A 25,182-nucleotide genomic window follows, 5' to 3' on the forward strand; every position below is an offset into this window, starting at 1 on the left:
AGCCGCCGCCCACCGGCCGCGGCGGCGGCCGAACCCCCGGCCCCGCCGACGACCCCGGCGCGCCGCCGCGGTTCGTCCGGTACTCCGACGGCCGCATGGTGGCCGGTGTCGCCGTCGCGCTGGCCGCACAGTTCAAGGTGCAGCCGCTCGCCGTCCGCATCGCGTTCAGCCTGCTCAGCGCGGTCTCCGGGTTCGGTGTGGTGCTCTACCTCGCGCTGTGGATCTTCACGCCGCTGGACCAGACGGTCGCGCGCGAGGCCGAGGAGGCGCGCACGCCGGCCGGCCTGGCCGCGGCCACCCGCACCGGCAAACGCCGCCGCCGGACGCTGTCGCAGCGCACCGGCGACCTCGGCCAGCTGGCCGCGCTGGTGGTGCTCGGAGCCGGGGTCTGGCTGCTGGTCCAGCAGACCCCGCTGGGCGTCAGCCCGGCCGTGTTCTTCCCGCTGCTGCTGGCCGCCGCCGGCCTCACCCTGGTCTGGCGTGCCGCCGACGAGCAGGAGCGCAGCCGGCTGTCGGCCATCTCGCCGCGGCTGCCCTGGCTCGCGGCGCTGACCGGCAAGGGCGGCTGGATCGCCGCCATGCGGGTGGTCGCCGGCGCCGGCGTCGTCGTGGCCGGCGTGGTGGTGTTCCTGGTCGGCCAGGGCCAGTTCGACGCGACGATGGACGCGCTGGGCGGCGTGCTGGTCATCCTCGTCGGCGTCGGGCTGATCACCGGACCGTGGCTGTGGAAGCTGTGGCGCAACCTCGAGAGCGAGCGGCGCGCCCGCATCGTCTCCCAGGAACGCGCCGACATGGCCTCCCACCTGCACGACTCCGTCCTGCAGACGCTGGCGCTGATCCAGAAGCAGGCCCACGACCCCCGCGCCGTCGTCCGGCTGGCCCGCAGCCAGGAACGCGACCTGCGTGCCTGGCTCTACAGCGACCTCGTCGACGACGGGTCGTCGCTGGCCGCCGCCCTGACGAAGATGGCCGCCGAGGTCGAGGACTCCTTCGGCACGCCGGTCGAGGTCGTCACCGTCGGCGACACCGAGATCGACGACGCCGCCCGGGCCGTCCTCAAGGCCGCCCGCGAGGCCACCGTCAACGCCGCCAAGCACTCGGGCGCTGACAAGATCGACATCTTCGTCGAAGCCGGCGGCGACGGCGTCGAGGTGTTCGTCCGCGACCGCGGCGCCGGGTTCGACCCGGACTCCGTCCCCGAGGACCGGCTCGGTGTGCGACGCTCGGTCATCGGGCGCATGGAGCGGCACGGAGGCGAGGCCACCATCCGGTCCGCGCCCGGCGAAGGCACGGAAGTCCGACTGTCGACCAGGAGAAGCTCGTGAGCGAGATCAAGCCAGACGAGACCAGGCCCGCCGACGCCGGCCCGGTGACGGTCGTCCTCGTCGACGATCACGCCATGTTCCGCACCGGCGTCCGCGCCGAGCTCGCGCAGGCCCCGTCCGTCGACGTCGTCGGTGAGGCGGCCGACACCGCCGAGGCCGTCGCGGTGGTGCTGCGCACCAAACCCGAGGTCGTGCTGCTCGACGTGCATCTGCCCGGCGGCGGTGGTGCCGAGGTGATCCGCCAGGTGCACCCCAAGGAGCCGGGCGTGCGGTTCCTGGCGCTGTCGGTGTCCGACGCCGCCGAGGACGTCATCGGCACCATCCGCGCCGGCGCCCGCGGCTACGTCACCAAGTCCATCACCGGCGACGACCTCGTGTCGGCCATCGGCCGCGTGGCCGACGGCGACGCCGTCTTCTCGCCGCGGCTGGCCGGGTTCGTGCTCGACGCGTTCGCCGGCACCGAGGCGCCCTCCGTCGACGACGACCTCGACCGCCTCACCCAGCGCGAACGCGAGGTGCTGCGCCTGATCGCCCGCGGCTACGCGTACAAAGAGATCGCCAAAGAGCTGTTCATCTCGGTCAAGACGGTCGAGACGCACGTGTCAGCGGTACTGCGCAAGCTGCAGTTGTCCAACCGGTACGAGCTGACTCGGTGGGCGACTGACCGACGCCTGGTCTGATCCGGCTCGACGTTGGCTGGGCTCCCCGTCCCCCTGCTGCCCATTCTCTTGCCGCGCAACCGCGCCTCAAGCGGACCTATTTGGGCGCTTCGCGCCGACGAGGATCCGCTTGACCCGCGGCTGCGCGGCCAAGAACGGGCAGCTATCAGGGGGACGGGGAGGATGTGGGCACGCCTCACGCGGGGTGTGCCCGTTTCGCGCCGTTTGTCGGGGCTGTGGATGGCGATGATCATCCAGGATCGTCTACATCACGAGGATTCCGTGAGCGTCACCATGACTGTAGGGGTGTTGACGCTGGGGTAATCCTCGTGATGGCTCCCGAATCACGGTGAAATCTCACCTGGTGGACGCTCCACGACACCAAACTCACACAGGAACCGGGCCGAATGCCCCAGCCCCGTCGCCACTCTTCCCCCGTCCCCCTGATAGCTGCCCGTTCTTAGCCGCGCACGCGCGGGTCAAGTCCAAGGCCCCCACCCGCAGCGAGCAGTGAACAGTCAGAGGCCGCGGACTTGAGGCGCGCGTGCGCGGCCAAGACAATCGGGCAGCAGGGGGACGGAGCCAACGCCACAAACGCCTGACGGCCCCGACGCACCGGAATACGACACAACGTAGTAGGCTGCTGCCCGCCTCGACGCGGGAAGGGTGATCATGGAGTTCGTCTACGACCTGGTGCTCGTGCTGCACTTCTTCGGGCTGGCCAGCCTGCTCGGCGGGATCATGGTCCAGCTGAGTGCCCGGGGTGGCCGCGTCGTGAACATGGCGATGCTGCACGGCGCGCTGACGCAGCTCGTCACCGGCGTGGCGATGGTCGGCATGGCCTCCGGGATCGACTCCCTCGACAAGGAGGTCGACAACGCGAAGATCGGCGTGAAACTGGTCATCGTGCTGATCATCACGGCGCTGGCCTTCGCGAACCGCAAACGCACGGCGATCGCCGACGGACTGTTCTTCGCCCTGTTCGGGCTGTCCGCGGCGAATGTCGTGATCGCCGTCTTCTGGAACTGATCCCGGCGGCCGGAGTGGCCGGTTCCCGCACACCCCTGCGTCGGTTAGGGTAGCGGGGCAGTCGACCCCGACCGGGAGGTCCGCGAGTGACGCCGATCCGGCGCCTGGCCGCCGCCGCGGCCGCGACGATCTTGACGAGTGTGCTGGTCACCGGCGCATCCGCGACGGCGTCCGCCGTCGAGCACGACGGCGGGTGCCAAGGCCTGGAGTTGTGTCTCTACTACAACTCCGGACAGTCCGGCGCACTGCACGACTTCCGCTACCGGGTCAGCGATTTCGCGCCGTACCGCTTCCTCGGCTCGGGCAAGGGCGCGGGCACCCCGGTGAAGAACAACGCGGCGTCGGCGGCCAATCGCGATGGCTATTTCACCGCGCGCGTCTACTTCAATTCTGGTTATGCTGGCCCGGCTGACGACGTGCCGCCGCTGTCCGCGCGGAATCTCGGCGACACGTACAACGACAACGCATCGTTCAACTGGTGCCACCAGCAGCCCCTGGTGTGCGGCTGACCGGTGGCCCTGCGAAAGGCCGTGGCATGACCGCCCGTGTGCTCGTCCGTACCGCCGTTCTGCTCGCCCTCCCGATCGCCGTCGCCGGCTGCGCCGCCGCGCCCGCCGACGTCGCCGTCGAGTCGTCGGGCGGAGCGGCCGCGGTCGCCGGTGCCGAGCCGGTGCGGCCGGCGGAGACCGTGCTGACGCTGCCGCTCGACGCGTACGCGCTCACCGCCGCCGAGGACCACGTCCTCGCGCGGGCTGCCGAGGCGCACGTGCGCCACTGCGCCACGTCGCTGGGCCTCGACGCCGCGGCCGTCGATCCGCTGCCGTTCGGCACCGCCGCCGAGTCGGCCTCCGCCGCGGCGGGCCGCCACGACCGCCGCTACGCCGTCGCCGACCCCGAGGTCGCCGCGGCGCACGGCTACCACCCGCCGTCCACCACCGACGTGCGGCGCGAGTTCTACGAGGCGCACACCGACGCCGAGCTCGCGATCCTGGTGGGGGCGACGGCCGACGGCGTCCCCACCGCGCGCGAGGGGATTCCCGACGGCGGCTGCCTCGGCGCGGCGGCCCGCGCCACCGCGGTGGCCGATGAGGCGGCGCTGCGGGCAGGGCAGGAGCTGGTGTCCGCCGTGCAGTCCGACGCCTGGCACGCCGCGCTCGCCAACCCCCGGGTGCTCGACGCGTTCGCGGCCTGGTCGGCGTGCATGGCCGAGGCCGGCTACGACTACGCCGCGCCCATGGACGCCAACGACGACCCCCGCTGGTGGACGTCCGACGTCGCCGGTCCCGAGGAGATCGCCACCGCCGTCGCCGACGTCGCCTGCAAGGAGTCCACCGGGCTCATCGCGGTGTGGTCCGCCGTCGAGGCCGGCCACCAGTCGCGGCTCATTGCGGCCAGCCGAGCGGAGCTGGATGCGTACCGCGCACTGCTCGACGCCCAGGTGTCGGCCGCGTCCACGGCCAGGTGAGCAGGGCCCACACCGCGGCGACGAGCACCGTCTCGACCACCACGTACCACGGCCAGGGGCCGAACAGGTCCAGCAGCGACGCCGAGTCGGGTTTGGCGTTGAGGAAGCCGTAGTTCGTGCCGGCCGCCACGTTGAACGCGTACACCGTCACCGCCCAGGCCGCCGTCGCCGCCACCGCGACCCGGTACGAGTCCCAGCCCGGCCGGATCCCCAGCCCCCACGTCAGGAAGAGCGCCGCCACCACGGTCCCGCCGTGCATCGACCAGTAGAGGACGAACGCTGGGTCGGGGAACTCCGCGTCGAGGTCGGGGGTGAGGATCGGCTGGATGCTGAGGGTGAGGCCCCAGTAGTACGTCAGCGCGGCCGACCAGCGCCGGCGGGTCAGCAGCGCGTGGATCGCCGCCAGCCAGGCGAGGTCGCACAGCTGGATCGGCAACGACAGGCCCACGTCGAACCGGCCGGGCAGGTTGAAGTACACCTGCAGCGGCAGCGTCAGCGCCAGGAAGACCACCGCGAACCCGGTCGCGAGCCGATCCGCCGCGCGGGTGCCGCGGGCCGCGCGTCCCCGCCGCACCAGCCACCAGGCCAGAGCGGCCAGCACGACCAGCACGGCCACGTGGGACGGACCGTACGGCGTGAAGGTATCGCCGGGCATCGCCACCGCTCCCACCCTGATCGGTTCCCGTCCGGCGCGAGGTCATGCGCGGGAGCATCCGACCGCCGCGGCGTTCGTAAGCGTGTTCGGTCGGAGTCTGTCGGCGGACGGGCATAGGCTGGGTGCGCCAGCGCCAAGCGAGTGAGAAGGCGAGTGTGACCCGCCGGCAATGAGTGCCCTGTTCGACGACCTCACCCTGACCGAGGCGGCCACGCCGAGCAAGCCGGTCAAGCGGCGGTCCCGCGACCCCGAAGCGCTGCTCGACGGGCTCAACGGGCCGCAGCGCGAGGCGGTGACCCACCAGGGGTCGCCGCTGCTCATCGTCGCCGGGGCGGGGTCGGGGAAGACGCGGGTGCTGACGCGGCGCATCGCCTACCTGCTGGGCGAGCGCAACGCGCACCCGGGTTCCATCCTCGCCATCACGTTCACCAACAAGGCGGCCGGCGAGATGAAGGAGCGCGTCGCCGACCTCGTCGGCAAGCGCTCCGACATCATGTGGGTCTCCACGTTCCACTCCGCGTGCGTGCGCATCCTGCGCCGCGAGGCCAAGCACTTCGGCTACACCTCGTCGTTCTCCATCTACGACCAGGCCGACTCCCAGCGGCTGATGTCCATGGTCTGCCGCGAGCTCGACCTCGACCCGCGCCGCTACCAGCCGCGGCAGTTCAGCTACGCCGTCAGCAACTTCAAGAACGAGCTCATCGACTACGAGACCGCGCTGGCCCGCGCCGACACCCACCACGAGAAGATGGTGGCCGAGGCGTACGAGCTCTACCAGCGCCGCCTCACCGAGGCCAACGCGTTCGACTTCGACGACCTCATCATGACGACGGTGCACCTGCTGCAGGCGTTCCCCGACGTCGCCGAGAACTACCGCCGGCGGTTCCGGCACATCCTGGTCGACGAGTACCAGGACACCAACCACGCCCAGTACGTGCTGGTGCGCGAGCTCGTCGGCACCGGCGTCATCTCCGGCGAGGACGAGCCCGCGGTGCCGCCGGCCGAGCTGTGCGTGGTGGGCGACGCCGACCAGTCCATCTACGCATTCCGCGGCGCGACCATCCGCAACATCCTGCAGTTCGAAGAGGACTACCCCGACACCCGCGTCATCCTGCTCGAGCAGAACTACCGCTCCACGCAGACCATCCTGTCCGCGGCCAACGCCGTCATCGCCCGCAACCCCGGCCGCAAGCCGAAGCGGCTGTGGAGCGACAGCGGCGACGGCGCCAAGATCGTCGGGTACGTGGCCGACGACGAGCACGCCGAGGCGCAGTTCGTCGCCGACGAGATCGACCGGCTCACTGACGAAGGGCTGGCCCGCACCGGCGACGTCGCGGTGTTCTACCGCACCAACGCCCAGTCCCGCGTGCTGGAAGAGATCTTCGTCCGGGTCGGCCTGCCCTACCGCGTCGTCGGCGGCACCCGGTTCTACGAGCGGCGCGAGATCCGCGACGCGCTGGCGTACCTGCGGTTCCTGGCCAACCCCGAGGACTCCGTGTCGCTGCGGCGCATCCTCAACGTCCCGAAGCGGGGCATCGGCGACCGCGCCGAGGCCATGGTCGAGGCGCTGGCCCAGCGCGACCGCACCACGTTCTTCCAGGCGCTGCGCCGTGCGGCCGACGCACCCGGCATCGCCACCCGCTCGGTCAACGCCATCGAGGGATTCGTCGAGCTCACCGACGAGCTGCGAGCGCTGGTCGACGACGGCGTCGGGCCGGCCGCCATCCTCGAGGCGACGCTCGACCGCACCGGCTACGTCGCCGAGCTGTCCGAGTCCGATGACCCTCAGGACGAGACGCGCCTCGACAACCTCCGCGAGCTGGTCGCCGTCGCCGGCGAGTACGAGGCGAGCGAAGACTTCGACGGCTCGCTGTCGGGGTTCCTCGAGCAGGTCAGCCTGGTCGCCGACGCCGACGAGATCCCCGAGGGCGACGACCACGACGGCATGGTCACACTGATGACGCTGCACACCGCGAAGGGCCTGGAATTCCCCGTGGTGTTCCTCACCGGCCTCGAGGACGGCGTCTTCCCGCACCAGCGCTCGCTGGGTGGCAACTCCCAAGAGCTCGAGGAGGAGCGCCGGCTCGCCTACGTCGGCATCACCCGGGCGCGCGAGCGGCTGTACCTGTCGCGGGCGTTGCTGCGCAGCGCGTGGGGGTCGCCGGCGCACAACCCGGCGTCGCGGTTCCTCGCCGAGATCCCCGACGAGCTCATCGACTGGCGCCGCACCGAGGCCGACCAGGTCAAGTGGAACACGCCGCCGCCCCCGCGCCGTCAGCCGGTCAGCGGCCGGTCCACCGGCGCCGGCAACCGGCCCGTCATCTCGCTGTCGCCCGGCGACCGCGTCACCCACGACGCGTTCGGCCTCGGCACCGTCGTCGCGACCAACGGCCAGGGCGAGCACGCCCAGGCCACCGTCGACTTCGGCGAGTCCGGGCTCAAGACGCTGCTGCTGCGCTACGCCCCGGTCGAGAAGCTCTGAGCCAGCTCCGCCGCCCGCCGCCGTCCGTTCCGGTACAGGACGACGGCGGTGGCGACGCTCGCCGCCGCCACCCCGATGAGGATGGCCCAGAAGACGGCGGGCGTCAGCCAGCCGCCCTCGGTGGTGCACGACTCGTAGGTGGTGCCGTCCTCCCTGACTCCGCCGCTACACACCTCGGACGCGCCGGACGTGAACAGCCCGAAGAAGAGCAGCACGCTCAGAGCCGGCAGCAGGAACGTCCCGGCCAGCTTCTCCAGAGGCGTCCACAGCTGCGACAGCCAGAGCGCGGCCCAGCCCGCCAGCACGGCGAAGGGCAGCAGCAGGATGCCGCCGACCGTCGCGAGCAGGGTCAGCAGCAACGGCGCGGCCAGCAGGGCGACCACGACGAAGGCCGGCACCCAGTCACGGCTCAGCACCGGTGCGTCTCGCCGCCCGCCGATCGCTGGTCCGGCCGCGGCGCCGCTGACACCGTCGGCACCGGTAGCCTCGGCCGCGATGGCGAGCGGGTCGCCGAGCGCCCGCAGCACCTCGTCGACGTCCGCGTCGGTGACGGGGGACCGGCCGGCCAGCGCCGCCTCGATGTGCTCGCGGATTCCGGCGACGACGTCGGCCCGCTCGGTCTCCGGCAGGCCGCCGAGCGCGCCGGCCAGCTCGGCCAGGTAGCGGTCGACGCGCTGGTGCTGGGTGGCGGACAGCATGGGCTCCTCCATGGCGGTCACCCTCGCCCCGTGGCGAGGACGCGGTCGACGGCGTCGCGGAACGGCTGCCAGGTCTTCTCGAACGTCTCCAACGCGGCCCGGCCGTCGGGTGTCAGCCGGTAGTAGCGGCGCGGCGGCCCCGACTCCGACTCCCGCCACGACGACGCCACCAGCCCGCTCTTGCGCAGCCGCGACAGCAGCGGGTACAGCGTGCCCTCGCCGGCCATCAGCACCCCGTCGGTCAGCTCGCGGGCGAGGTCCAGCCCGTACCGCTCGCCGTCGCGGATCAGGGCCAGGATGCAGTACTCCAGCGCGCCGCGCCGAAGGTTGGTCATGATCTGGCCCTCGCCAGGTACCATGCGACACAACCTACCACGGTCCGCCGTATCGCGGCGCGTCCCGTCAGCGGCCCTGCCCGCCACCCCGTCCATGGCGCTCCACCCACCATCACGCCTCGATGTTGATCTTGGAGTAAAGCCGCCAACCCAGCGTGAAATGTCCGATAGATACCGGCACTACTCCAAGATCAACATCGAGGGGAGCGTAGGGCTGACGGGAGGACGGCGTGAATGAGGTGTGCGTCAGCCGGTACGGCGGCGCTGGCGGTCGATGGCGCGACGTACGCGGTCGCACAGCCGCGAGCGGTGGATGAGGTCGTCGGCGGTCACCCGCACCACCTCCCAGCCGTGGTCGCGTAGCACTTCGTCGCGGGCGATGTCGGCGCGCCAGCGCTTGGCTTTGGTGCGGTGAACGTCGCCCTCGTACTGGATGGCGACCTTGGCGTCCTCGTAGGCGAGATCCGGCCGGCCGATCCAGCCGCCATGGTCGTCGGCGACGGCCGGGTTGACCGCCGGTTCGGGGAGGCCGCCGTGGTGGGTCAGGATCAGCCGAAGCCGCGTCTCCTGCGGCGAGTCGACCCGGTCGCGAACGAGTCGCGCCAAGGATCGCGCCCGCACGATGCCCCGTCGCCGCCGGGCCGCGTCGGCACGCTCGACCAGCCGCTGCGGGGTCGTCAACCCGCGGGCCACCATCGCATCGCCGACGACGACGAGTTCGGCGTCATCGAGCCTCACCGACAGGTCGAGCCAGGTGCGTTCGGGGGTGGTGACGCGTATGCCGCGATGCACGATGGCGTCGTCGGAGCCCAGACCTTCGTGGGGCTCCAGTCCCGGCCGGCGCCGTGGCACCGTCCCCCGTGGCACGATGATCTGGACGTCCGCCGGCGCCTCGACGGGCAGTCCGTACCAGGCCGCCGCGCTGGCGCCGTACAGCGCGGCCTCCTCGGGCAGTGCCAGCATCACCGCTCGCACCGCCTGCTCGCCGTCCACCGGCTGTTCCCGCTCGACGTACACCGCGCGGTGAAGTCGCCGGTACGACGGCCCGCTCAGCTGGTGCCGGCTGACCCCGGCCTTGGTCGCGAGCCCTCGCCGGAAGGCGGCGCCGCGAAGCGATGGGGGGACCGGACGCGGACGGCGTCCCGGTGGTCCCTGCGGCGGCTGCACCGAACCACCGTGCTGGGAGCGACGGCATGTCGCCACGGCGGTCGTCGGAAATGTGGACAAGCGCGCCGATTGCTTTCCCCTGTGGAAAACGAGCTCGCCCACCCTCGAAGTTGATCTTGGAGTAAAGCCGCTAATGCTGGGTGAAATGCCCAATTGATACCGGCATTACTCCAAGATCAACTTCGAGGGTGGGTGGGGGTCTGGGCGGGGGCGGGGTGAGGGTGGCAGCGGTCAGACGCGGCGGAAGAGGAGGGCCCGCTTGACCTCCTGGATCGCCTTGGTCACCTCGATGCCGCGCGGGCAGGCGTCCGTACAGTTGAAGGTCGTGCGGCAGCGCCACACGCCGTCGCGGTCGTTGAGGATCTCGAGGCGCTGCTCCGCTCCCTCGTCGCGGGAGTCGAAGATGAACCGGTGGGCGCCGACGATGGCCTGCGGGCCGAAGTACTGCCCGTCCGACCAGTACACCGGGCACGACGACGTGCAGGCGGCGCACATGATGCACTTCGTGGTGTCGTCGTAGCGGGCGCGGTCCTCGGGGGACTGACGGCGCTCGCGGGACGGGTCGTTCCCGGTCGTGATGAGGAACGGCATGATCGACTTGTAGGCCTCGAAGAACGGGTCCATGTCGACCACGAGGTCCTTGAGCACCGCGAGGCCCTTGATCGGCTCGACGGTGATCGGCTTGTCCAGCGGCAGGTCCTTGAGCAGCGTCTTGCAGGCCAGCCGGTTGCGGCCGTTGATGCGCATGGCGTCGGACCCGCAGATGCCGTGTGCGCACGACCGCCGGAACGTCAGCGATCCGTCGATCTCCCACTTGATCTTGTGCAGTGCGTCGAGCACCCGGTCGGTGCCGTGCATGGTGACCGTGTGGTCCTCCCAGCGCGGCTCGGTGTCGGTCTCCGGGTTGAACCGGCGCAGCCGCATCGTGACCTGGAAGGACGGGACGGCGCCGGCGACCGGCGCCTCGGCAACAGCAGTCATCAGAACTTGCGCTCCATCGGCTGGTAGCGGGTGACGACGACGGGCTTGAAGTCCAGCCGGACTCCGTCGCCCTCATCGGAGCGGTACGCCATGGTGTGGCGCATGTAGTTGACGTCGTCGCGGTTCTGGTAGTCCTCGCGGAAGTGGCCGCCGCGCGACTCCTTGCGCTCCAGGGCGCCGACGACGATGACCTCGGCGAGGTCGAGCAGGAAGCCGAGCTCGACGGCCTCGAGCAGGTCGGTGTTGAACCGGCGGCCCTTGTCCTGCACGGACACGTTGGCGTAGCGGGCCTTCAGCGCGTGGATGTCCGACAGCGCCTGCTTCAGCGTCGCCTCGGACCGGAAGACCTGCGCGTTCGCGTCCATCGTCTCCTGCAGCTCGCGGCGCAGGACGGCGACCCGCTCGCCGTCGGCGCGGTCGCGGATGGCCTCGAGCAGGGCCTCGGTGTCGGCCGACGGCGCATCCGGCAGCTCCACCCACGGCGCCTTGGCGGCGAACTCCGCCGCCGCGATGCCGGCCCGCCGCCCGAACACGTTGATGTCCAGCAGTGAGTTCGTGCCCAGCCGGTTCGCGCCGTGCACGCTGACGCAGGCCACCTCGCCGGCGGCGTACAGGCCCGGCACGACGTGGGTGTTGTCGGCCAGCACCTCGGCGTCGATGGTCGTCGGCATGCCGCCCATCGCGTAGTGCGCGGTCGGGAAGACCGGCACCGGCTCGGTGTACGGCTCGACGCCCAGGTAGGTGCGGGCGAACTCGGTGATGTCGGGCAGCTTGGCGTCGATGTGCGCGGGCTCGAGGTGGGTGAGGTCGAGCAGCACGTAGTCCTTGTTCGGGCCGGCGCCGCGGCCCTCGCGGACCTCGTTGGCCATGGCCCGGGCGACGACGTCGCGCGGCGCGAGGTCCTTCAGCGTCGGGGCGTAGCGCTCCATGAACCGCTCGCCCTCGCTGTTGCGCAGGATGGCGCCCTCGCCGCGGGCCGCCTCGGAGAGCAGGATGCCGAGGCCGGCGAGGCCCGTCGGGTGGAACTGGAAGAACTCCATGTCCTCCAGCGGCAGCCCGCGCCGGAACGCGATGGCCATGCCGTCGCCGGTGAGCGTGTGCGCGTTGGACGTGGTCTTGTACACCTTGCCGGCGCCGCCGGTGGCGAACACGACGGACTTCGCGCGGAACACGTGGATCTCGCCGGTGGCCAGCTCGTACGCCACCACGCCGGCCGTGCGCCGCACGCCGTCGACCTCGGTGAACAGCAGGTCCAGCACGTAGAACTCGTTGAAGAACTCGACGTCGCGCTTGATGCACTGCTGGTAGAGCGTCTGGAGGATCATGTGGCCGGTGCGGTCGGCGGCGTAGCACGACCGGCGGACGGCGGCCTCGCCGTGCTTGCGGGTGTGCCCGCCGAAGCGGCGCTGGTCGATGAGGCCGTCGGGCGTGCGGTTGAACGGCAGGCCCATCTTCTCCAGGTCGAGGACGGCGTCGATGGCCTCCTTCGCCATCACCTCGGCGGCGTCCTGGTCGACCAGGAAGTCACCGCCCTTGACGGTGTCGAAGGTGTGCCACTCCCAGTTGTCCTCCTCGACGTTGGCCAGCGCGGCGCACATGCCGCCCTGGGCCGCGCCGGTGTGCGACCGGGTCGGGTAGAGCTTGGTCAGCACGGCGGTGCGGACCCGCTGGCCGGCCTCGAGCGCCGCGCGCATCCCGGCGCCGCCGGCGCCGACGATCACCACGTCGTACTGATGGGTCTGCATGGGGAACTGCCTCTCCAGGGAACAGGCTCTACGGCACCGGGCAGAACGACGGCAGCAGGTCGGCGGCCGCGTCCGGCGGGCACGGGTCGAACGTGAAGATCACCAGCGTCCCGAGCACGATGGTGATGGTGGTGGCCGTGTAGAGGCCGACCTTCAGCCACAGCCGCAGCTGGTCGCGCTCGGCGTAGTCGTTGATGACGGTGCGCAGCCCGTTGGTGCCGTGCAGCATCGCCAGCCACAGCATCAGCAGATCCCAGACCTGCCAGACCGGATCGGCCCACTTGCCGGCCACGAAGCCGAAGTCGAGCGCGTTGATGCCGTCGCCGGTCATGAGGTTCACGAACAGATGCGTGAAGATCAGGATGACCAGCAGCACGCCGGACGCGCGCATGAACATCCACGCGTACAGCTCGGTGTTGGTGCGGCCGCGCAGCCGGCGCGGCGTCCGCGGGGCGGGAATCGTCGTCGTCATCGGCGTCAGCCCCCGAACACGTGGGAGAGGTGGCGGATCGTGAACGGCACCATCAGCACCACCCAGAGGACCAGGACGGTGGCGAACATGTGCTTCTGGTAGCGCGGCCCCTTCGACCAGAAGTCCACGAGCACGATGCGCAGGCCGTTGAACGCGTGGAACACCACGGCGGCGACCAGCCCCACCTCCAGGAGCCCGACGATCGGGTTCTTGTAGGTGTCGATCACCTCGTTGTACGCCTCCGGCGACACCCTGACGAGCGCGGTGTCGAGGACGTGCGCGAAGAGGAAGAAGAAGATGCCGATGCCGGTGACCCGGTGGGCCACCCACGACCACATGCCTTCACGGCCGCGATAGAGCGTGCCAGCAGGCGCCTTGGGCACGAACGTGCTGCCTTCCGATTGCGACGGGGATGGCCGGACGTCCGCGCCCGGCCGCCGTTCATGCTAGCCCTGCCGCCGCGGTCAGGTCCGTGGCAAATCTCACGTCTAACCTGTTCAGGGCGCTGTTCAAGCCGTGACATCGCTCACTGAGGCTACCCTAAGTAGCCGAAGATCCTACGCCGCGGGGGCCGCCTGCCGCTTGCGGGCGATCGCCGTCGAGTAGTGCTCGAGGAGCTGGTCGCAGATCGCCTCCCACGACCGCCCGTACACCGACTCGCGCGCGGCGGCCGCCATCCGGACCCGCCGGACCGGGTCGGCGGCGATGCGTCCCACCGCGGCCCGCAGCTGGTCGCCGTCGCCGGTGTCGACGAGGTAGCCGGACCACCCGTGGTCGACGAGGTCGGTCGGGCCGCCCGCGTTCGGCGCGACGACGGGGACGCCGGAGGCCAGCGCCTCCTGGACCGCCTGGCAGAACGTCTCGGCCGGGCCGGTGTGCACGAACACGTCGAGGCTGGCGTAGGCCTTGGACAGTGCCTGGCCGGTGCGGAAGCCGAGGAACGCGGCGTCGGGCAGCGCGGCCCGCAGCGCCTGCTCGCTCGGCCCTCCGCCGACGATGGCCAGCCTGACGCCCGGCAGCCCCGCCAGCGCGGTGAGCGAGGCGACGTGCTTCTCCGGCGCCAGCCGCCCGATGTAGCCGACGATCACCTCGCCGTTCGGCGCCAGCTCGCGGCGCAGCTCGTCGTCGCGGTGGGCCGGGTGGAAGCGGACGAGGTCGACGCCGCGGCCCCAGCGGGCCAGCCGCGGGAACCCGTGCGTGGCCAGCTGGCGCAGGCTCGCCGTCGACGGTGCGAGCGTGAGGTCGGCCTGCTCGTGGATCCGGCGCATCCAGGACCAGATGGCGTCGTCGCCGATGGTGCGCCAGAGCCGGTAGCCGCGCGCGAACCCGGCGAGGTCGGTCTGGTAGACGGCGACCGTCGGCAGCCCCAGCCGCGTGGCCGCGTTCATGCCGGCCCGGCCCAGCCACACCGGTGCCGCCAGGTGCACGACGTCGGGCTCGAAGTCGCGCAGGATCCGGCTGATGCGCCGCCGGGTGGAGATCCCGACGATGCTGTCGTCGTTGCCCGGCAGCGCGAACGACGGCACCCGCAGCACCTGGTGGCCGTCGTACTCCGACACGCCCTCGCCGGGGGCGATCACGAGGCCGGTGTGGCCGCGTCGCGTGAGATGCTCCACGACACGGCAGACCGAGTTCGTGACGCCGTTGATCTGGGGGAGGAACGACTCAGCGACGATCGCTACCCTCATGCCCGCAACCATGCGGGCGCCTGATGGCGCGACGGGGATGGCCGCATGAACGGCGGTCGACGCTCTGGCGTCGGCTCGCCTCGTTCGACCCTTCGAGACGCAAGGTTCTCACTATGAGAGACGCATGGTGACGCTGAGTGATCACAGCCAGCAAGATCGATACTACGGGTGCGCCTACGGGCCCGATGGGGCTCGGGTGTCTCGGTACTGCCAGGCGACTGGGGAGTAGCGAGTGACGGTCGACATCGGAACACCTGCACGGGTGCTGCTCGTGGGCAAGCGGGTACGCGTCCTCGACGAACTGGGCCGGGCGTTGCGCGAAGCGGGCATGGTGGTCCGCGAGGAGACCGATGCCGAGCGGGTCCGCTCCGGCGTCGACGGTTCCAGCATCGACATCCTGGCGCTCGGCCGGGCGGTCACCGGCCCGAAACGCGAGCGGATGATCTCGTCGCTCAAGGCCCAGAACCCCACGCTGCGGGTCGTCGACGGTCTCGCGCCGATCCCGTCGATCATCGTGGCGCAGATCCGCGAGGTCGTCACGGCGCCCAACCGCGACACCCGCATCGTCGGCGCCGCCGCCTACGAGTCCGGCGACAACAGCATCGTGCTGGTGCTGCGCCGGCCCGCCCACCTGGACGTCACCCTGCACCGGCTCGACCCGCTCTACCGTGTGCACGAGACCGACGTCTACACCGGCCCGCTCGACCGCGGCCGCCAGCGGCTGCCCCTGGGCCGTCGGGTCGGCCGGGGTGAGCGCTTCCTCGTCGTCGAGGCCGACGACGAGACGACGGTGCACCCGCTCGGCTGAGCGTGGCCGCTCGCGGAGCCCCCGCCCGCTGGGTGGGGATGCTGTGTTCGCGGGTGTTGACGATCAGGCCAACTGTTGGCCTCAGCGTCAACATGCCTGGAGAGAAGTCCCCGCCCCGGGCGGTCCCGGCCTGTGTGGACAAAGTCACCACCCACACCCGTCGCCGGGTCACTACCGTGGACAGCACCATGAGCACCACGGAGTCCGGGCTCCCCATCGAGCCCGTCTACGGTCCGGATGCGCTGGACGGATGGCCGGCGGCGCAGCGGCTGGGTGCGCCCGGCGAGTACCCGTTCACCCGCGGTGTCTACCCGACGATGTACACCGGCCGTCCGTGGACCATGCGGCAGTACGCCGGGTTCGGCACGGCCGCGGAGTCGAACCGGCGCTACCACCAGCTGGTCGAGGCCGGGACCGGCGGGCTGTCCGTCGCGTTCGACCTGCCGACGCAGATGGGGTACGACTCCGACGCGCCGGTGGCGGCGGGCGAGGTCGGCAAGGTCGGCGTGGCGATCGACTCGATCGAGGACATGCGCGTGCTGTTCGACGGCATCCCGCTGGGCGAGGTGTCGACGTCGATGACGATCAACGCGCCGGCGGCGCTGCTGTTGCTGCTGTACCAGCTGGTCGGCGCCGAACAGGGCGTCGCCGGCGACCGGTTGACCGGCACCATCCAGAACGACGTGCTCAAGGAGTACATCGCCCGCGGCACCTACATCTATCCGCCCGCGGCGTCGTTGCGGCTGACCAGTGACATCTTCGGCTACTGCCGGCGCGAGCTGCCGCGCTGGAACACCATCTCGATCTCCGGCTACCACATGGCCGAGGCCGGCGCGACGCCCGTGCAGGAGGTCGCGTTCACGCTGGCCAACGCGCGCGAGTACGTGCGGGCCGCGCTGTCGGCCGGGCTGGACGTCGACGAGTTCGCGCCGCGGCTGTCCTTCTTCTTCGTGTCGCGGACGACGATCCTCGAGGAGGTCGCGAAGTTCCGCGCCGCTCGGCGCATCTGGGCCCGCGTCATGCGCGACGAGTTCGGCGCGACGAACCCGAAGTCGCAGATGCTGCGGTTCCACACCCAGACCGCCGGAGTGCAGCTCACGGCGCAGCAGCCCGAGGTCAACCTGGTCCGGGTGGCCGTGCAGGCGCTGGCCGCGGTCCTCGGCGGCACCCAGTCGCTGCACACGAACTCCTACGACGAGGCCATCGCGCTGCCGACGGAGAAGGCGGCGCGCCTGGCGCTGCGCACCCAGCAGGTGCTGGCCTACGAGACCGACGTCACCCGCACCGTCGACCCGTTCGCCGGCTCGTACGCCGTCGAGTCGCTCACCGACGAGCTCGAGGCGGCCGCCGTCGCGCTGATGACGCAGGTCGAGGACATGGGTGGCGCCGTCGCGGCGATCGAGCGCGGCTTCCAGAAGGACCAGATCGAGCAGTCCGCCTACGACGTCGCCAAGCAGATCGACGCCGGCGAGCGCACCGTCGTCGGCGTCAACCGCTTCCTCACCAACGACGAGGAACCGTACGAGCCGCTGCGGGTCGACCCCGCCATCGAGCAGGCGCAGGCCGAGCGGCTGGCGCGGCTGCGTGCGGACCGCGACGGCGCCGCCGTGACGCGCGCGCTCGACGCCCTGCGTGCCGCCGCCGCGGGCACCGACAACGTGCTGATCCCGATGCGCGAGGCGCTGGCCGCCCGGGCCACCGTCGGCGAGGTCTGCGACGCGCTGCGCGAGGTCTGGGGGACGTACTCGGCGCCGACCGGCATCTGAGGCTCTGTCGGGGGGGGAACGTACGATGTGGCCGTCCGCACATCGACGGAGGACGCCCAGGGAGGCTGTCATGAGCCGGCGCACGCTGGTGCTGGGCGCCACCGTGCTGGCGCTCCTGTTCCCCGCGTCCTGCTCGTCGGCCGGCGACGAGCCGGCCGGACTCGCCGACGACACCGCCACCGGCTCGGTGACGTCGTCGCAGCCGGCGACTCCGTCGGACCAGCCTGACGCGAGCCCGTCCGCTCCCGAGCCGGAGCCCGGCGCCACGTTCACCCCGCCGTACCTGCCGCCCGGCGAGGAACGCGTCGTCGAGCTGCCCACCGAGCTGCCGATCGAACCGCCCGACGGCGCCACCGACGACGAGCGAGCCGTGCTGCGGGCGGCCGGCCGGTTCATGGCCAGCTGGGACGCCGTCCTGTTCGGCGCCGGGGACGAGCAGTCCGGCATCCTGCGGACGGCCGTCGACCCCCAGCTGGGCCGGCTGCTCAACTACCTCGTCGAGTCCGTCTCGAAGCAGCGGGTCATCGTGGGCGAGCCGACCGAGATCGAGCTGCGCGACGTCACGGTCGGCGACGGCACCGCCGAGGTCGACATCTGCACCATCATGCGCGACTGGGTGCAGTACACCGGCGGCACGCCCGAGCCGCAGCCCGAGGTCGAGCGGCTGGTGCTGACGATGACGCAGGTCGACGGCGCCTGGCTGGCGTCCGACACCGAGCAGGCCGACCCCGAGCCCTGTGGGTGAGACGTGCCCCTGACGGCGTCCGCCGCCGATGGTAGGGTCACGGTTCGCCACGTTGTGACCATGTATGCCACGGATGTGAGCGCGCCATGAGGGTTGTCGTGAAGGGCTTGTCCGCCGCCGTCGTCGGCATCGCCGTCCTGCTGGCGGCGCCCGGGCTCGCCGCTGCCCGTGGCGGCTCCGGCGGCGACGACACCGGCGACGGCTACGAGGTCGGCGTCGAGGTCGTCCTGACCGGCGACGGCGCTCCCGGCGACGGCGGCAGCTACACCATCTCCCTGCCGCCGGTCTGCTGGTGGGAGCGGCTCGACGGCCGCATGCTGTCGGACGGCAGCAGCGTCGACGCCGGCGACCCCGAGGCCGTGTTGAAGTGGTACGAGGAGGCCTACGCGGCCATCAACGGATCGTTCGCGTTCGCCCGCGAGATGTTCCCCGACCGGTCGGTGTTCGAGGACGCCATCGCGCGGGAGGCGGCCGGCACCGACCTCACCTGGTACCAGGTCCGCGCCGGCGACGCCGGCAGCGTGGACGACATGGCCGTGTGCGCGCCGGAGGTCAAGAACCTCGGCGGGCAGTACGGCGAGATCCCGGTCATCTACTGGCCGTGGGTCGACGGCGACCCGCCGGCGCCGGCCGTCGACCCCGAGACGCTGGCCATCGAGGCCCGCGAGGTCATGGTCATCGACGAGCCCGAGGTCGAGCGCAACCCGCGGCTGGCCGGCGCCCTCGACGGCGCCACGTTCGTCAACGTGAACACCTGGTTCTGGGTGGTCGACCCCGAGATGGTCGGCGGCGACGGCGGCACCCGCACCATCCGCGCCGACGTCGTGGGCGCCGACGTGTGGGCCGAGGTCACCGCCACCACCGACGGCCTGTCGATCGCCTCGCCCAACGGCTCGCGCCGGTGCGACCCCGAGCTCGCGCAGCAGGCCTGGTCGCCCGGTTCCGCCGACACCGACGGCTGCACGGTCGCGTTCAGCCGCGCCTCCGTCGCCTATCCGGGCGGCTATCCCGTCACCGCCGCCACCGAGTGGACGGCGACGTGGGAGGGCCAGGAACAGGACGGCACGACGGTCGGCGGCGACCTCGATCCGCTGCGCCGTGAATCGACGGTGAACGTCCCGGTCGCCGAGGCGCAGACCATCGTCGAACGCGTCGGCTGAGGGGAGGTTCCGGGCGCTTCCGCTCTGCGGCGGTTCGACAGCGAGTTGGTCACGGAAGTATCTCGGCTGCTCAGCGCGCGTTCAATTGGCGAGATCGGCAGTTAGCCTACGGCTTGGATTCGTAGCGATTTCGGCACCACCGAATACGAGTGGCACGGCCGATCGACCATCTGGGGCCTGGAGGGGCAGATGAACAAGAGGTTTCGGCTCGCCGCTGCGGTGAGCGCGGTCGCGCTCGCGGTGGCGGCCTGTGGTGAGGCTCCGGACGACGAGGGCAGCGGCGACGGCACGGCGACCGGGGGCGGCGACGGCGGCGACTTCACCGCGTGCATGGTGTCCGACCAGGGCGGCATCAACGACAAGTCGTTCAACGAGACCTCGTACAACGGCCTGGTGCTGGCCCAGGACGAGGGCATCATCGCCGAGCCGAAGTTCGCCGAGTCGCAGTCCGACGCCGACTACGGCCCCAACGTCGACGCCATGGTGCAGGACGACTGCGGGCTCATCGTCACGGTCGGCTTCCTGCTGGCCGACGCCACCCGCGAGGCGGCCGAGTCCAACCCCGAGGAGCAGTTCGCGATCGTCGACTACCAGTACACCGACGAGACCGGCGCGCCGACGCCGATCGACAACGTCAAGCCGCTGGTCTTCAACACCCACGAGGCGGCGTTCCTGGCCGGCTACGCGGCGGCCGCGTACTCCAAGACCGGCATCGTCGGCACCTGGGGCGGCGCGCCGATCCCGACCGTCACCATCTTCATGGACGGCTTCTACGACGGCGTCCAGTACCACAACCAGCAGAAGGGCACCCAGGTCCAGGTGCTCGGCTGGGACAAGGCGACGCAGGACGGCCAGTTCGTCGGCGACTTCGCCAACACCGGCCTGGCCCGGCAGATCAGCGACAACCTGATCAGCCAGGGCGCCGACGTCCTGCACCCGGTCGCGGGCCCGCTGGCCGAGAGCGCCGCCATCGCGGCGCAGGCGGCCGGCGACGTCGCGGTCGTGTGGGCCGACTCCGACGGCTTCGAGTCCGCGCCCGACTACGCCGACGTCATCCTGACGTCGGTCCTCAAGGGCATGGACCAGGCCGTCCTCGCGGCGACGCAGGAGGCGGCGGACGGCGCGTTCACCAACGAGCCGTACGTCGGCACGCTGGAGAACGGCGGCGTCGGCCTCGCGCCGTTCCACGACTTCGACGCCGAGATCTCCCAAGAGACGAAGGACGAGCTGGCGCAGATCCAGGAGCAGATCATCTCCGGCGAGCTCGTCGTCGAGTCGGACGCGGCGTTCTCCTGACGGCTCCTCACGGCCACCCCGAACGGCTCGGTCACCGGGCCGTTCGGGGTACCGTCGTGCTCACGTCGCTCGTACCACGAGGAGGGTGGTCCGGCCGTTGAAGCTCGAACTGCGCGGCATCACCAAGCGCTTCGGCAGCCTGGTGGCCAACGATTCCATCGACCTGGTGGTCGAGCCGGGCGAGATCCACTGCCTGCTCGGTGAGAACGGCGCCGGCAAGAGCACGTTGATGAACGTGCTGTACGGCCTCTACCAGCCCGACGACGGCCACATCGTCGTCGACGACCAGAAGGTCGCGTTCTCCGGTCCCGGCGACGCCATGGCCGCCGGCATCGGCATGGTCCACCAGCACTTCATGCTGGTCCCGGTGTTCACCGTCGCCGAGAACGTCATGCTCGGCCAGGAGCACGTCGGCGCCGGCGGGCTGCTCGACATGGAGGCCGCGCGGCGCGACGTCCGCGAGATCTCCGAGCGGTACGGATTCAACGTCGACCCCGACGCCTACGTCGAGCGCCTCCCCGTCGGCGTCCAGCAGCGGGTCGAGATCATCAAGGCGCTGGTCCGCAAGGCCGACGTGCTCATCCTCGACGAGCCGACCGCGGTGCTGACCCCGCAGGAGACCGACGAGCTGATCGCGATCATGCGCCAGCTCAAGGCCGACGGCACGTCGATCGTGTTCATCACGCACAAGCTGCGCGAGGTCAAGGCCATCGCCGACCGCATCACCGTCATCCGCCGCGGCGCCGTCGTCGGCGAGGCGTCGCCCGAGGCGTCCGAGAACGAGCTCGCCTCGATGATGGTCGGCCGCGCCGTCAGCCTCACCGTCGACAAGGCGCCGGCCGAGCCCGGCGACGTCGCGTTCTCCGTCACCGACCTCAGCGTGGTCGACGAGCGCGGCACCGCCGTCGTCGACCACGTCTCCTTCGACGTGCGCGGCGGCGAGATCCTCGCCGTCGGCGGCGTCCAGGGCAACGGGCAGACGGAGCTGGTCGAGGCGATCCTCGGCGTGCAGGAGCACGTCACCGGGTCCGTCCGCCTCGAGGGCCAGGAGCTGCTCGGCCGCGGCGTCGACGACGTGCTCGAGGCCGGCGTCGGGTTCGTGCCCGAGGACCGCACCGTCGACGGCATCGTCTCCAGCTTCACCGTCGCCGAGAACCTCGTCCTCGACCTCTACAAACGGGCGCCGTTCGCCCGCGGGCTCTCGCTGCGCGGCTCGGAACTGGCCCGCAACGCCGAGCAGCGGGTCGAGGAGTTCGACATCCGCACCAGCAGCGTCGACACCCCGGCGGGGACGCTGTCCGGCGGCAACCAGCAGAAGGTCGTCGTCGCGCGCGAGCTGTCCCGGCCGCTGAAGCTGTTCATCGCCGCCCAGCCCACCCGCGGCCTCGACGTCGGCTCCATCGAGTTCGTGCACAAGCGCATCGTGCGCGAGCGCGACCAGGGCACGCCGGTCATCATCGTCTCCACCGAGCTCGACGAGATCAGCGCGCTGGCCGACCGCATCGCCGTCATGTACCGCGGCCGCATCGTCGGCATCGTCCCCGGCGACACCGACCGCGACGTGCTCGGCCTGATGATGGCCGGCATCGCGCCCGACGAGGCCCAGGCGGAGGCCGAGGCGCACCCGACGGAGGTCGAGCACGTCGGCGACGTCGCCGACGGCGGCCCCGCCGGCGACCCGAAGGACGGACAGTCGTGACCGACACCAAGCCACCCGCGGCCGCGCCCGAGGAGCAGCGGCCGCCCGCGGAGGAGACGTTCTTCCAGCGGTTCATGCGCGAGCTGACCGGCGGCAGCATCCTGGTGACGATCCTGTCGGTGGTGCTGGCGCTGCTCATCGGCGCCGTGCTGATCGCGGCGTCCGACCCGGACGTGCAGGACCGCGCGAGCTACTTCTTCTCCCGGCCCGGCGACACCTTCGAGGCCGCCTGGAACTCGGTGAGCAACGCCTACAGCGCCCTGTTCACCGGGTCGATCATCGACATCAACGAGTACACCGTCGGCCGGGCGCTGCGCCCGCTGGCGGAGACCGCGACCAACGCCGCGCCGCTCATCGCGGCCGGTCTGGGCGTGGCGCTGGCCTTCCGCGCGGGCCTGTTCAACATCGGCGCCGAGGGCCAGATCATCCTGGGCGCCATCCTGGCCGGCTACGTCGGCTTCGGCTGGCACCTGCCGGCCGGTCTGCACCTGATCGTGGGCGTGCTGGCCGGCCTCGTGGGCGGTGCCGTCTGGGGTGGCGTCGTCGGGCTGCTGAAGGCGCGCACCGGCGCCCACGAGGTCATCGTCACGATCATGCTCAACTACGTGGCGCGGTTCCTCATCGCCTACCTGCTGACGACGGCGGCGTTCCAGCGGCCCGGCGCCTCCAACCCCGTCAGCCCGATCGTCGACGACTCCGCGCAGCTGCCCCGGTTCTTCGACGACTCCCGGCTGCACCTGGGGTTCGTGCTGGTCATCCTGGCCGCGTTCGGCGTGTGGTGGCTGCTCGAGCGCAGCACGATGGGCTTCGAGTTCCGCGCCGTCGGCGCCAACCCGAACGCCGCCCGCACCGCCGGCATGTCGGTCAGCCGCACCTACGTGTGGGTCATGCTGCTGGCCGGCGGGCTGGCCGGCCTCGCAGGCGTCATGCAGGTGCTCGGGACGGAGCGGTACCTCACGTCCGGCATCTCCGCCGGCCTCGGCTTCGACGCCATCACCGTCGCGCTGCTCGGCCGGGCCAGCCCGTGGGGGACCGTGGCCGCGGGCCTGCTGTTCGGCGCCCTGCGCGCCGGCGGCGTGCCGATGCAGGCCGGCACCGGCACCCCGATCGACATCATCCTGGTCATCCAGTCGCTGATCGTGCTGTTCATCGCGGCGCCGCCGCTGGTCCGGGCGATCTTCCGGGTGCGGGTGCGCTCGGCCGGGCAACCCGTCGCCGGGCTGCAGAGGGGGTGGGGCGCGTGAGCGCGCAGACACTGGCGGCGCCGCCGGCTCCGACCGGTCAGGAGCTCGCCGTCCGGCCCAGCTGGAAGGCGCCCATCGCGTTCGCCGTCCTCGCACTGGTCGCGCTGATCACCTTCGGCATCCTCGGCGAGTCCGGCCAGACCAGCACGTTCGGCATCTCGACCGGCTCCGATGCCTGGCAGATCGACCCCCTGGCGCTGTCGTCGCAGCCGGTCGCGCTCGGCCTGTCGCTGGTGTGCGTCGCCGTCGCGGCGTACGCGGCGTGGCTGGTCCGCGCCGGTCAGGCGGTGCCGGTGTGGCTGACGGTGCTGTTCGCCATCGCGTTCGTGCTGGCGTTCCTCGTCTGGGCGGTGGCGGGCGAGCAGATCTCGTTCACGTCGCTGCTGCAGGGGGCCCTGGCGCTGTCGGTGCCGCTGGTGTTCGGCGCGCTGTCGGGTGTGCTGTGCGAGCGGGCCGGCGTCATCAACATCGCGATCGAGGGCCAGCTGCTGGCGGGCGCGTTCCTGTCCGCCGTCGTGGCGACGCTGACGGGAAACCTGTACGTGGGGCTCATCGCGGCCGTCGTGGCGGGCCTGCTGGTGGCGTTCGTGCTGGCGGTGTTCGCGATCAGGTACATCGTCAACCAGATCATCGTCGGCGTCGTGCTGAACGTGCTGGTGCTGGGCGTGACGAACTTCCTGTACGGCCAGCTGCTGGCGCCCGAGGCGGCCACCTGGAACAGCCCGGGCACGCTGCCGCGGGTGGAGATCCCGCTGCTCAACGAGATCCCCGTGATCGGGCCGGTGCTGTTCGAGCAGACGATCATCGTCTACGCCATGTACGTCACGGTGATCCTGGTGCACGTCGCGCTGTTCCGCACCCGCTGGGGGCTGCGCGTCCGCGCCGTCGGTGAGCACCCGAAGGCCGCCGACACCCTGGGCATCCGCGTCAACACGGTGCGGTTCCGCAACGTCCTGCTGGGCGGGGCGGTGGCCGGGCTCGGCGGCGCGTTCTTCACGCTGGGCAACGTCGGCGCGTTCAGCCGGGAGATGTCGGCCGGCCAGGGCTTCATCGCGCTGGCGGCGATGATCTTCGGCCGGTGGAGCCCGCTGGGCGCCCTGGGCGCGGCGCTGCTGTTCGGCTTCGCGAACAACCTGCAGAGCGTGCTCGGCATCATCGGCACGCCGATCCCCAGCGAGTTCATGCTGATGCTGCCGTACATCCTGACGATCTTCGCGGTCGCCGGGCTGGTCGGCCGGGTCCGTGCGCCGGCCGCCGACGGCGAGCCGTACGTGAAGTCATGACCGAGATCGACTGGACGGCGCTGCGCGCGGCCGCCGTCGAGGTGGCCGAGCGCGCCTACGCGCCGTACTCCGGGTTCCCGGTCGGCGCGGCAGCGCTGGTCGACGACGGCCGGGTCGTCACCGGCTGCAACGTCGAGAACGCCGCCTACGGCGTCACGCTGTGCGCGGAGTGCGGGCTCGTGTCGTCGCTGATCGCCGGCGGTGGCGGCCGGCTGGTCGCGTTCACCTGCGTCGGCGGGACCGACCGGCGCCTGACCATGCCGTGCGGACGCTGCCGCCAGTTGCTGTGGGAACACGGCGGCGCGGCGCTGCTGGTCGAGACCCCGCAGGGGATCCAGACGATGGACCGGGTGCTGCCGCAGGCCTTCGGGCCGGAGGAACTGCCCGAGCGCCCGTAGCGGCGATGGTTGTCGGTCGCCGCCCGTAGGGTGGGAGCCCCGCCCAGCCGGGCGGGGTCCGCCCGCGACCGTCCCCGGGAGT

The 25,182-nt window shown here is 71.4% G+C and carries 24 protein-coding genes; 15 read left to right on the plus strand and 9 right to left on the minus strand.

The features are described from left to right. From DY240_RS12625 to DY240_RS12645, 5 genes are all read left to right on the plus strand, one after another. Positions 1-1,325: ATP-binding protein (locus DY240_RS12625; RefSeq protein ID WP_147375301.1), on the plus strand; the 1,325-nt coding region annotated here is incomplete at its 5' end. Next, positions 1,322-2,005, plus strand: coding sequence for a response regulator transcription factor (locus tag DY240_RS12630; RefSeq protein ID WP_325049285.1), 684 nt, complete (start codon positions 1,322-1,324; stop codon positions 2,003-2,005). The genes DY240_RS12625 and DY240_RS12630, both read left to right, overlap by 4 nt. Before the next feature lie 651 nt (positions 2,006-2,656). Then, entirely contained in the window at positions 2,657-3,013 is a 357-nt protein-coding gene (locus DY240_RS12635) for a hypothetical protein (protein WP_119660260.1), read from the plus strand. An 86-nt stretch (positions 3,014-3,099) separates the two neighbouring features. Next, entirely contained in the window at positions 3,100-3,522 is a 423-nt protein-coding gene (locus tag DY240_RS12640; RefSeq protein ID WP_119660237.1) for a peptidase inhibitor family I36 protein, read from the plus strand. A gap of 26 nt (positions 3,523-3,548) precedes the next feature. Beyond that, positions 3,549-4,478, plus strand: coding sequence for a hypothetical protein (locus tag DY240_RS12645; RefSeq protein ID WP_119660238.1), 930 nt, complete (start codon positions 3,549-3,551; stop codon positions 4,476-4,478). On the opposite strand, the gene DY240_RS12650 is transcribed toward DY240_RS12645, so the two are convergent. Continuing rightward, complete coding sequence (locus DY240_RS12650; protein ID WP_199701399.1) at positions 4,396-5,094, minus strand: YwaF family protein; 699 nt, start codon at positions 5,092-5,094, stop codon at positions 4,396-4,398. The two genes, DY240_RS12645 and DY240_RS12650, sit on opposite strands and share 83 nt — an antisense overlap. A 208-nt stretch (positions 5,095-5,302) precedes the next feature. On the opposite strand from DY240_RS12650, the gene pcrA reads away from it, so the two are divergent. Next, positions 5,303-7,615: a DNA helicase PcrA gene (pcrA, locus tag DY240_RS12655; RefSeq protein WP_119660239.1), complete on the plus strand. Its 2,313-nt coding sequence runs from the start codon at positions 5,303-5,305 to the stop codon at positions 7,613-7,615. On the opposite strand, the gene DY240_RS12660 is transcribed toward pcrA, so the two are convergent. The 8 genes from DY240_RS12660 to DY240_RS12695 all read right to left on the minus strand — a co-directional run bounded on the left by DY240_RS12660 (position 7,591) and on the right by DY240_RS12695 (position 14,701). Further along, positions 7,591-8,325, minus strand: a complete 735-nt coding sequence (locus DY240_RS12660) for an HAAS signaling domain-containing protein (protein WP_147375302.1) — start codon at positions 8,323-8,325, stop codon at positions 7,591-7,593. The two genes, pcrA and DY240_RS12660, sit on opposite strands and share 25 nt — an antisense overlap. A 5-nt stretch (positions 8,326-8,330) precedes the next feature. After that, positions 8,331-8,672: a PadR family transcriptional regulator gene (locus DY240_RS12665; RefSeq protein ID WP_119660241.1), complete on the minus strand. Its 342-nt coding sequence runs from the start codon at positions 8,670-8,672 to the stop codon at positions 8,331-8,333. 222 nt (positions 8,673-8,894) lie between these two features. After that, positions 8,895-9,665 (minus strand): type IV toxin-antitoxin system AbiEi family antitoxin, encoded by a 771-nt coding sequence (locus DY240_RS12670; protein ID WP_119660242.1) that lies wholly within the window; start codon positions 9,663-9,665, stop codon positions 8,895-8,897. A gap of 381 nt (positions 9,666-10,046) precedes the next feature. After that, positions 10,047-10,796 carry a succinate dehydrogenase iron-sulfur subunit gene (locus DY240_RS12675; RefSeq protein WP_119660243.1) on the minus strand — a complete coding sequence of 250 codons (750 nt, stop codon included), beginning with the start codon at positions 10,794-10,796 and terminating at the stop codon, positions 10,047-10,049. After that, positions 10,796-12,541, minus strand: a complete 1,746-nt coding sequence (gene sdhA, locus DY240_RS12680; RefSeq protein ID WP_119660244.1) for a succinate dehydrogenase flavoprotein subunit — start codon at positions 12,539-12,541, stop codon at positions 10,796-10,798. Before sdhA ends, DY240_RS12675 begins: the two co-directional genes overlap by 1 nt. A 28-nt stretch (positions 12,542-12,569) precedes the next feature. Continuing rightward, complete coding sequence (locus DY240_RS12685) at positions 12,570-13,013, minus strand: succinate dehydrogenase hydrophobic membrane anchor subunit (RefSeq protein WP_119660245.1); 444 nt, start codon at positions 13,011-13,013, stop codon at positions 12,570-12,572. 5 nt (positions 13,014-13,018) lie between these two features. Next, the gene (gene sdhC, locus DY240_RS12690) at positions 13,019-13,396 is read right to left on the minus strand and encodes a succinate dehydrogenase, cytochrome b556 subunit (RefSeq protein ID WP_119660246.1); all 378 of its coding nucleotides are present in this window, start codon (positions 13,394-13,396) and stop codon (positions 13,019-13,021) included. A 174-nt stretch (positions 13,397-13,570) separates the two neighbouring features. Then, positions 13,571-14,701: a glycosyltransferase family 4 protein gene (locus tag DY240_RS12695; protein WP_119660247.1), complete on the minus strand. Its 1,131-nt coding sequence runs from the start codon at positions 14,699-14,701 to the stop codon at positions 13,571-13,573. Positions 14,702-14,933: 232 nt separating this feature from the next. Here DY240_RS12695 and DY240_RS12700 point away from each other — a divergent pair, with 232 nt between their 5' ends. From DY240_RS12700 to DY240_RS12740, 9 genes are all read left to right on the plus strand, one after another. Beyond that, on the plus strand, positions 14,934-15,509 hold the full coding sequence (locus DY240_RS12700; protein ID WP_147375303.1) for a hypothetical protein: 576 nt from the start codon (positions 14,934-14,936) through the stop codon (positions 15,507-15,509). A gap of 188 nt (positions 15,510-15,697) precedes the next feature. Further along, positions 15,698-17,275, plus strand: a complete 1,578-nt coding sequence (locus DY240_RS12705; RefSeq protein WP_119660249.1) for an acyl-CoA mutase large subunit family protein — start codon at positions 15,698-15,700, stop codon at positions 17,273-17,275. A 70-nt stretch (positions 17,276-17,345) separates the two neighbouring features. Beyond that, on the plus strand, positions 17,346-18,020 hold the full coding sequence (locus DY240_RS12710) for a hypothetical protein (protein WP_119660250.1): 675 nt from the start codon (positions 17,346-17,348) through the stop codon (positions 18,018-18,020). A gap of 86 nt (positions 18,021-18,106) precedes the next feature. Continuing rightward, positions 18,107-19,180: a hypothetical protein gene (locus tag DY240_RS12715; RefSeq protein ID WP_147375304.1), complete on the plus strand. Its 1,074-nt coding sequence runs from the start codon at positions 18,107-18,109 to the stop codon at positions 19,178-19,180. Between the two features lie 189 nt (positions 19,181-19,369). Then, the gene (locus DY240_RS12720; RefSeq protein WP_119660252.1) at positions 19,370-20,476 is read left to right on the plus strand and encodes a BMP family lipoprotein; all 1,107 of its coding nucleotides are present in this window, start codon (positions 19,370-19,372) and stop codon (positions 20,474-20,476) included. A 97-nt stretch (positions 20,477-20,573) separates the two neighbouring features. Then, positions 20,574-22,175 carry an ABC transporter ATP-binding protein gene (locus DY240_RS12725; RefSeq protein WP_119660262.1) on the plus strand — a complete coding sequence of 534 codons (1,602 nt, stop codon included), beginning with the start codon at positions 20,574-20,576 and terminating at the stop codon, positions 22,173-22,175. Further along, positions 22,172-23,419 (plus strand): ABC transporter permease, encoded by a 1,248-nt coding sequence (locus DY240_RS12730; protein WP_199701402.1) that lies wholly within the window; start codon positions 22,172-22,174, stop codon positions 23,417-23,419. The genes DY240_RS12725 and DY240_RS12730 overlap by 4 nt, the downstream gene beginning before the upstream one ends. After that, positions 23,416-24,702, plus strand: coding sequence for an ABC transporter permease (locus DY240_RS12735; RefSeq protein ID WP_119660264.1), 1,287 nt, complete (start codon positions 23,416-23,418; stop codon positions 24,700-24,702). The genes DY240_RS12730 and DY240_RS12735 overlap by 4 nt, the downstream gene beginning before the upstream one ends. Continuing rightward, complete coding sequence (locus tag DY240_RS12740; protein WP_119660253.1) at positions 24,699-25,100, plus strand: cytidine deaminase; 402 nt, start codon at positions 24,699-24,701, stop codon at positions 25,098-25,100. The genes DY240_RS12735 and DY240_RS12740 overlap by 4 nt, the downstream gene beginning before the upstream one ends. The last annotated feature ends 82 nt before the right edge of the window (positions 25,101-25,182 follow it).

This window comes from Jiangella rhizosphaerae, from assembly GCF_003579925.1.
GTDB lineage: Bacteria > Actinomycetota > Actinomycetes > Jiangellales > Jiangellaceae > Jiangella > Jiangella rhizosphaerae.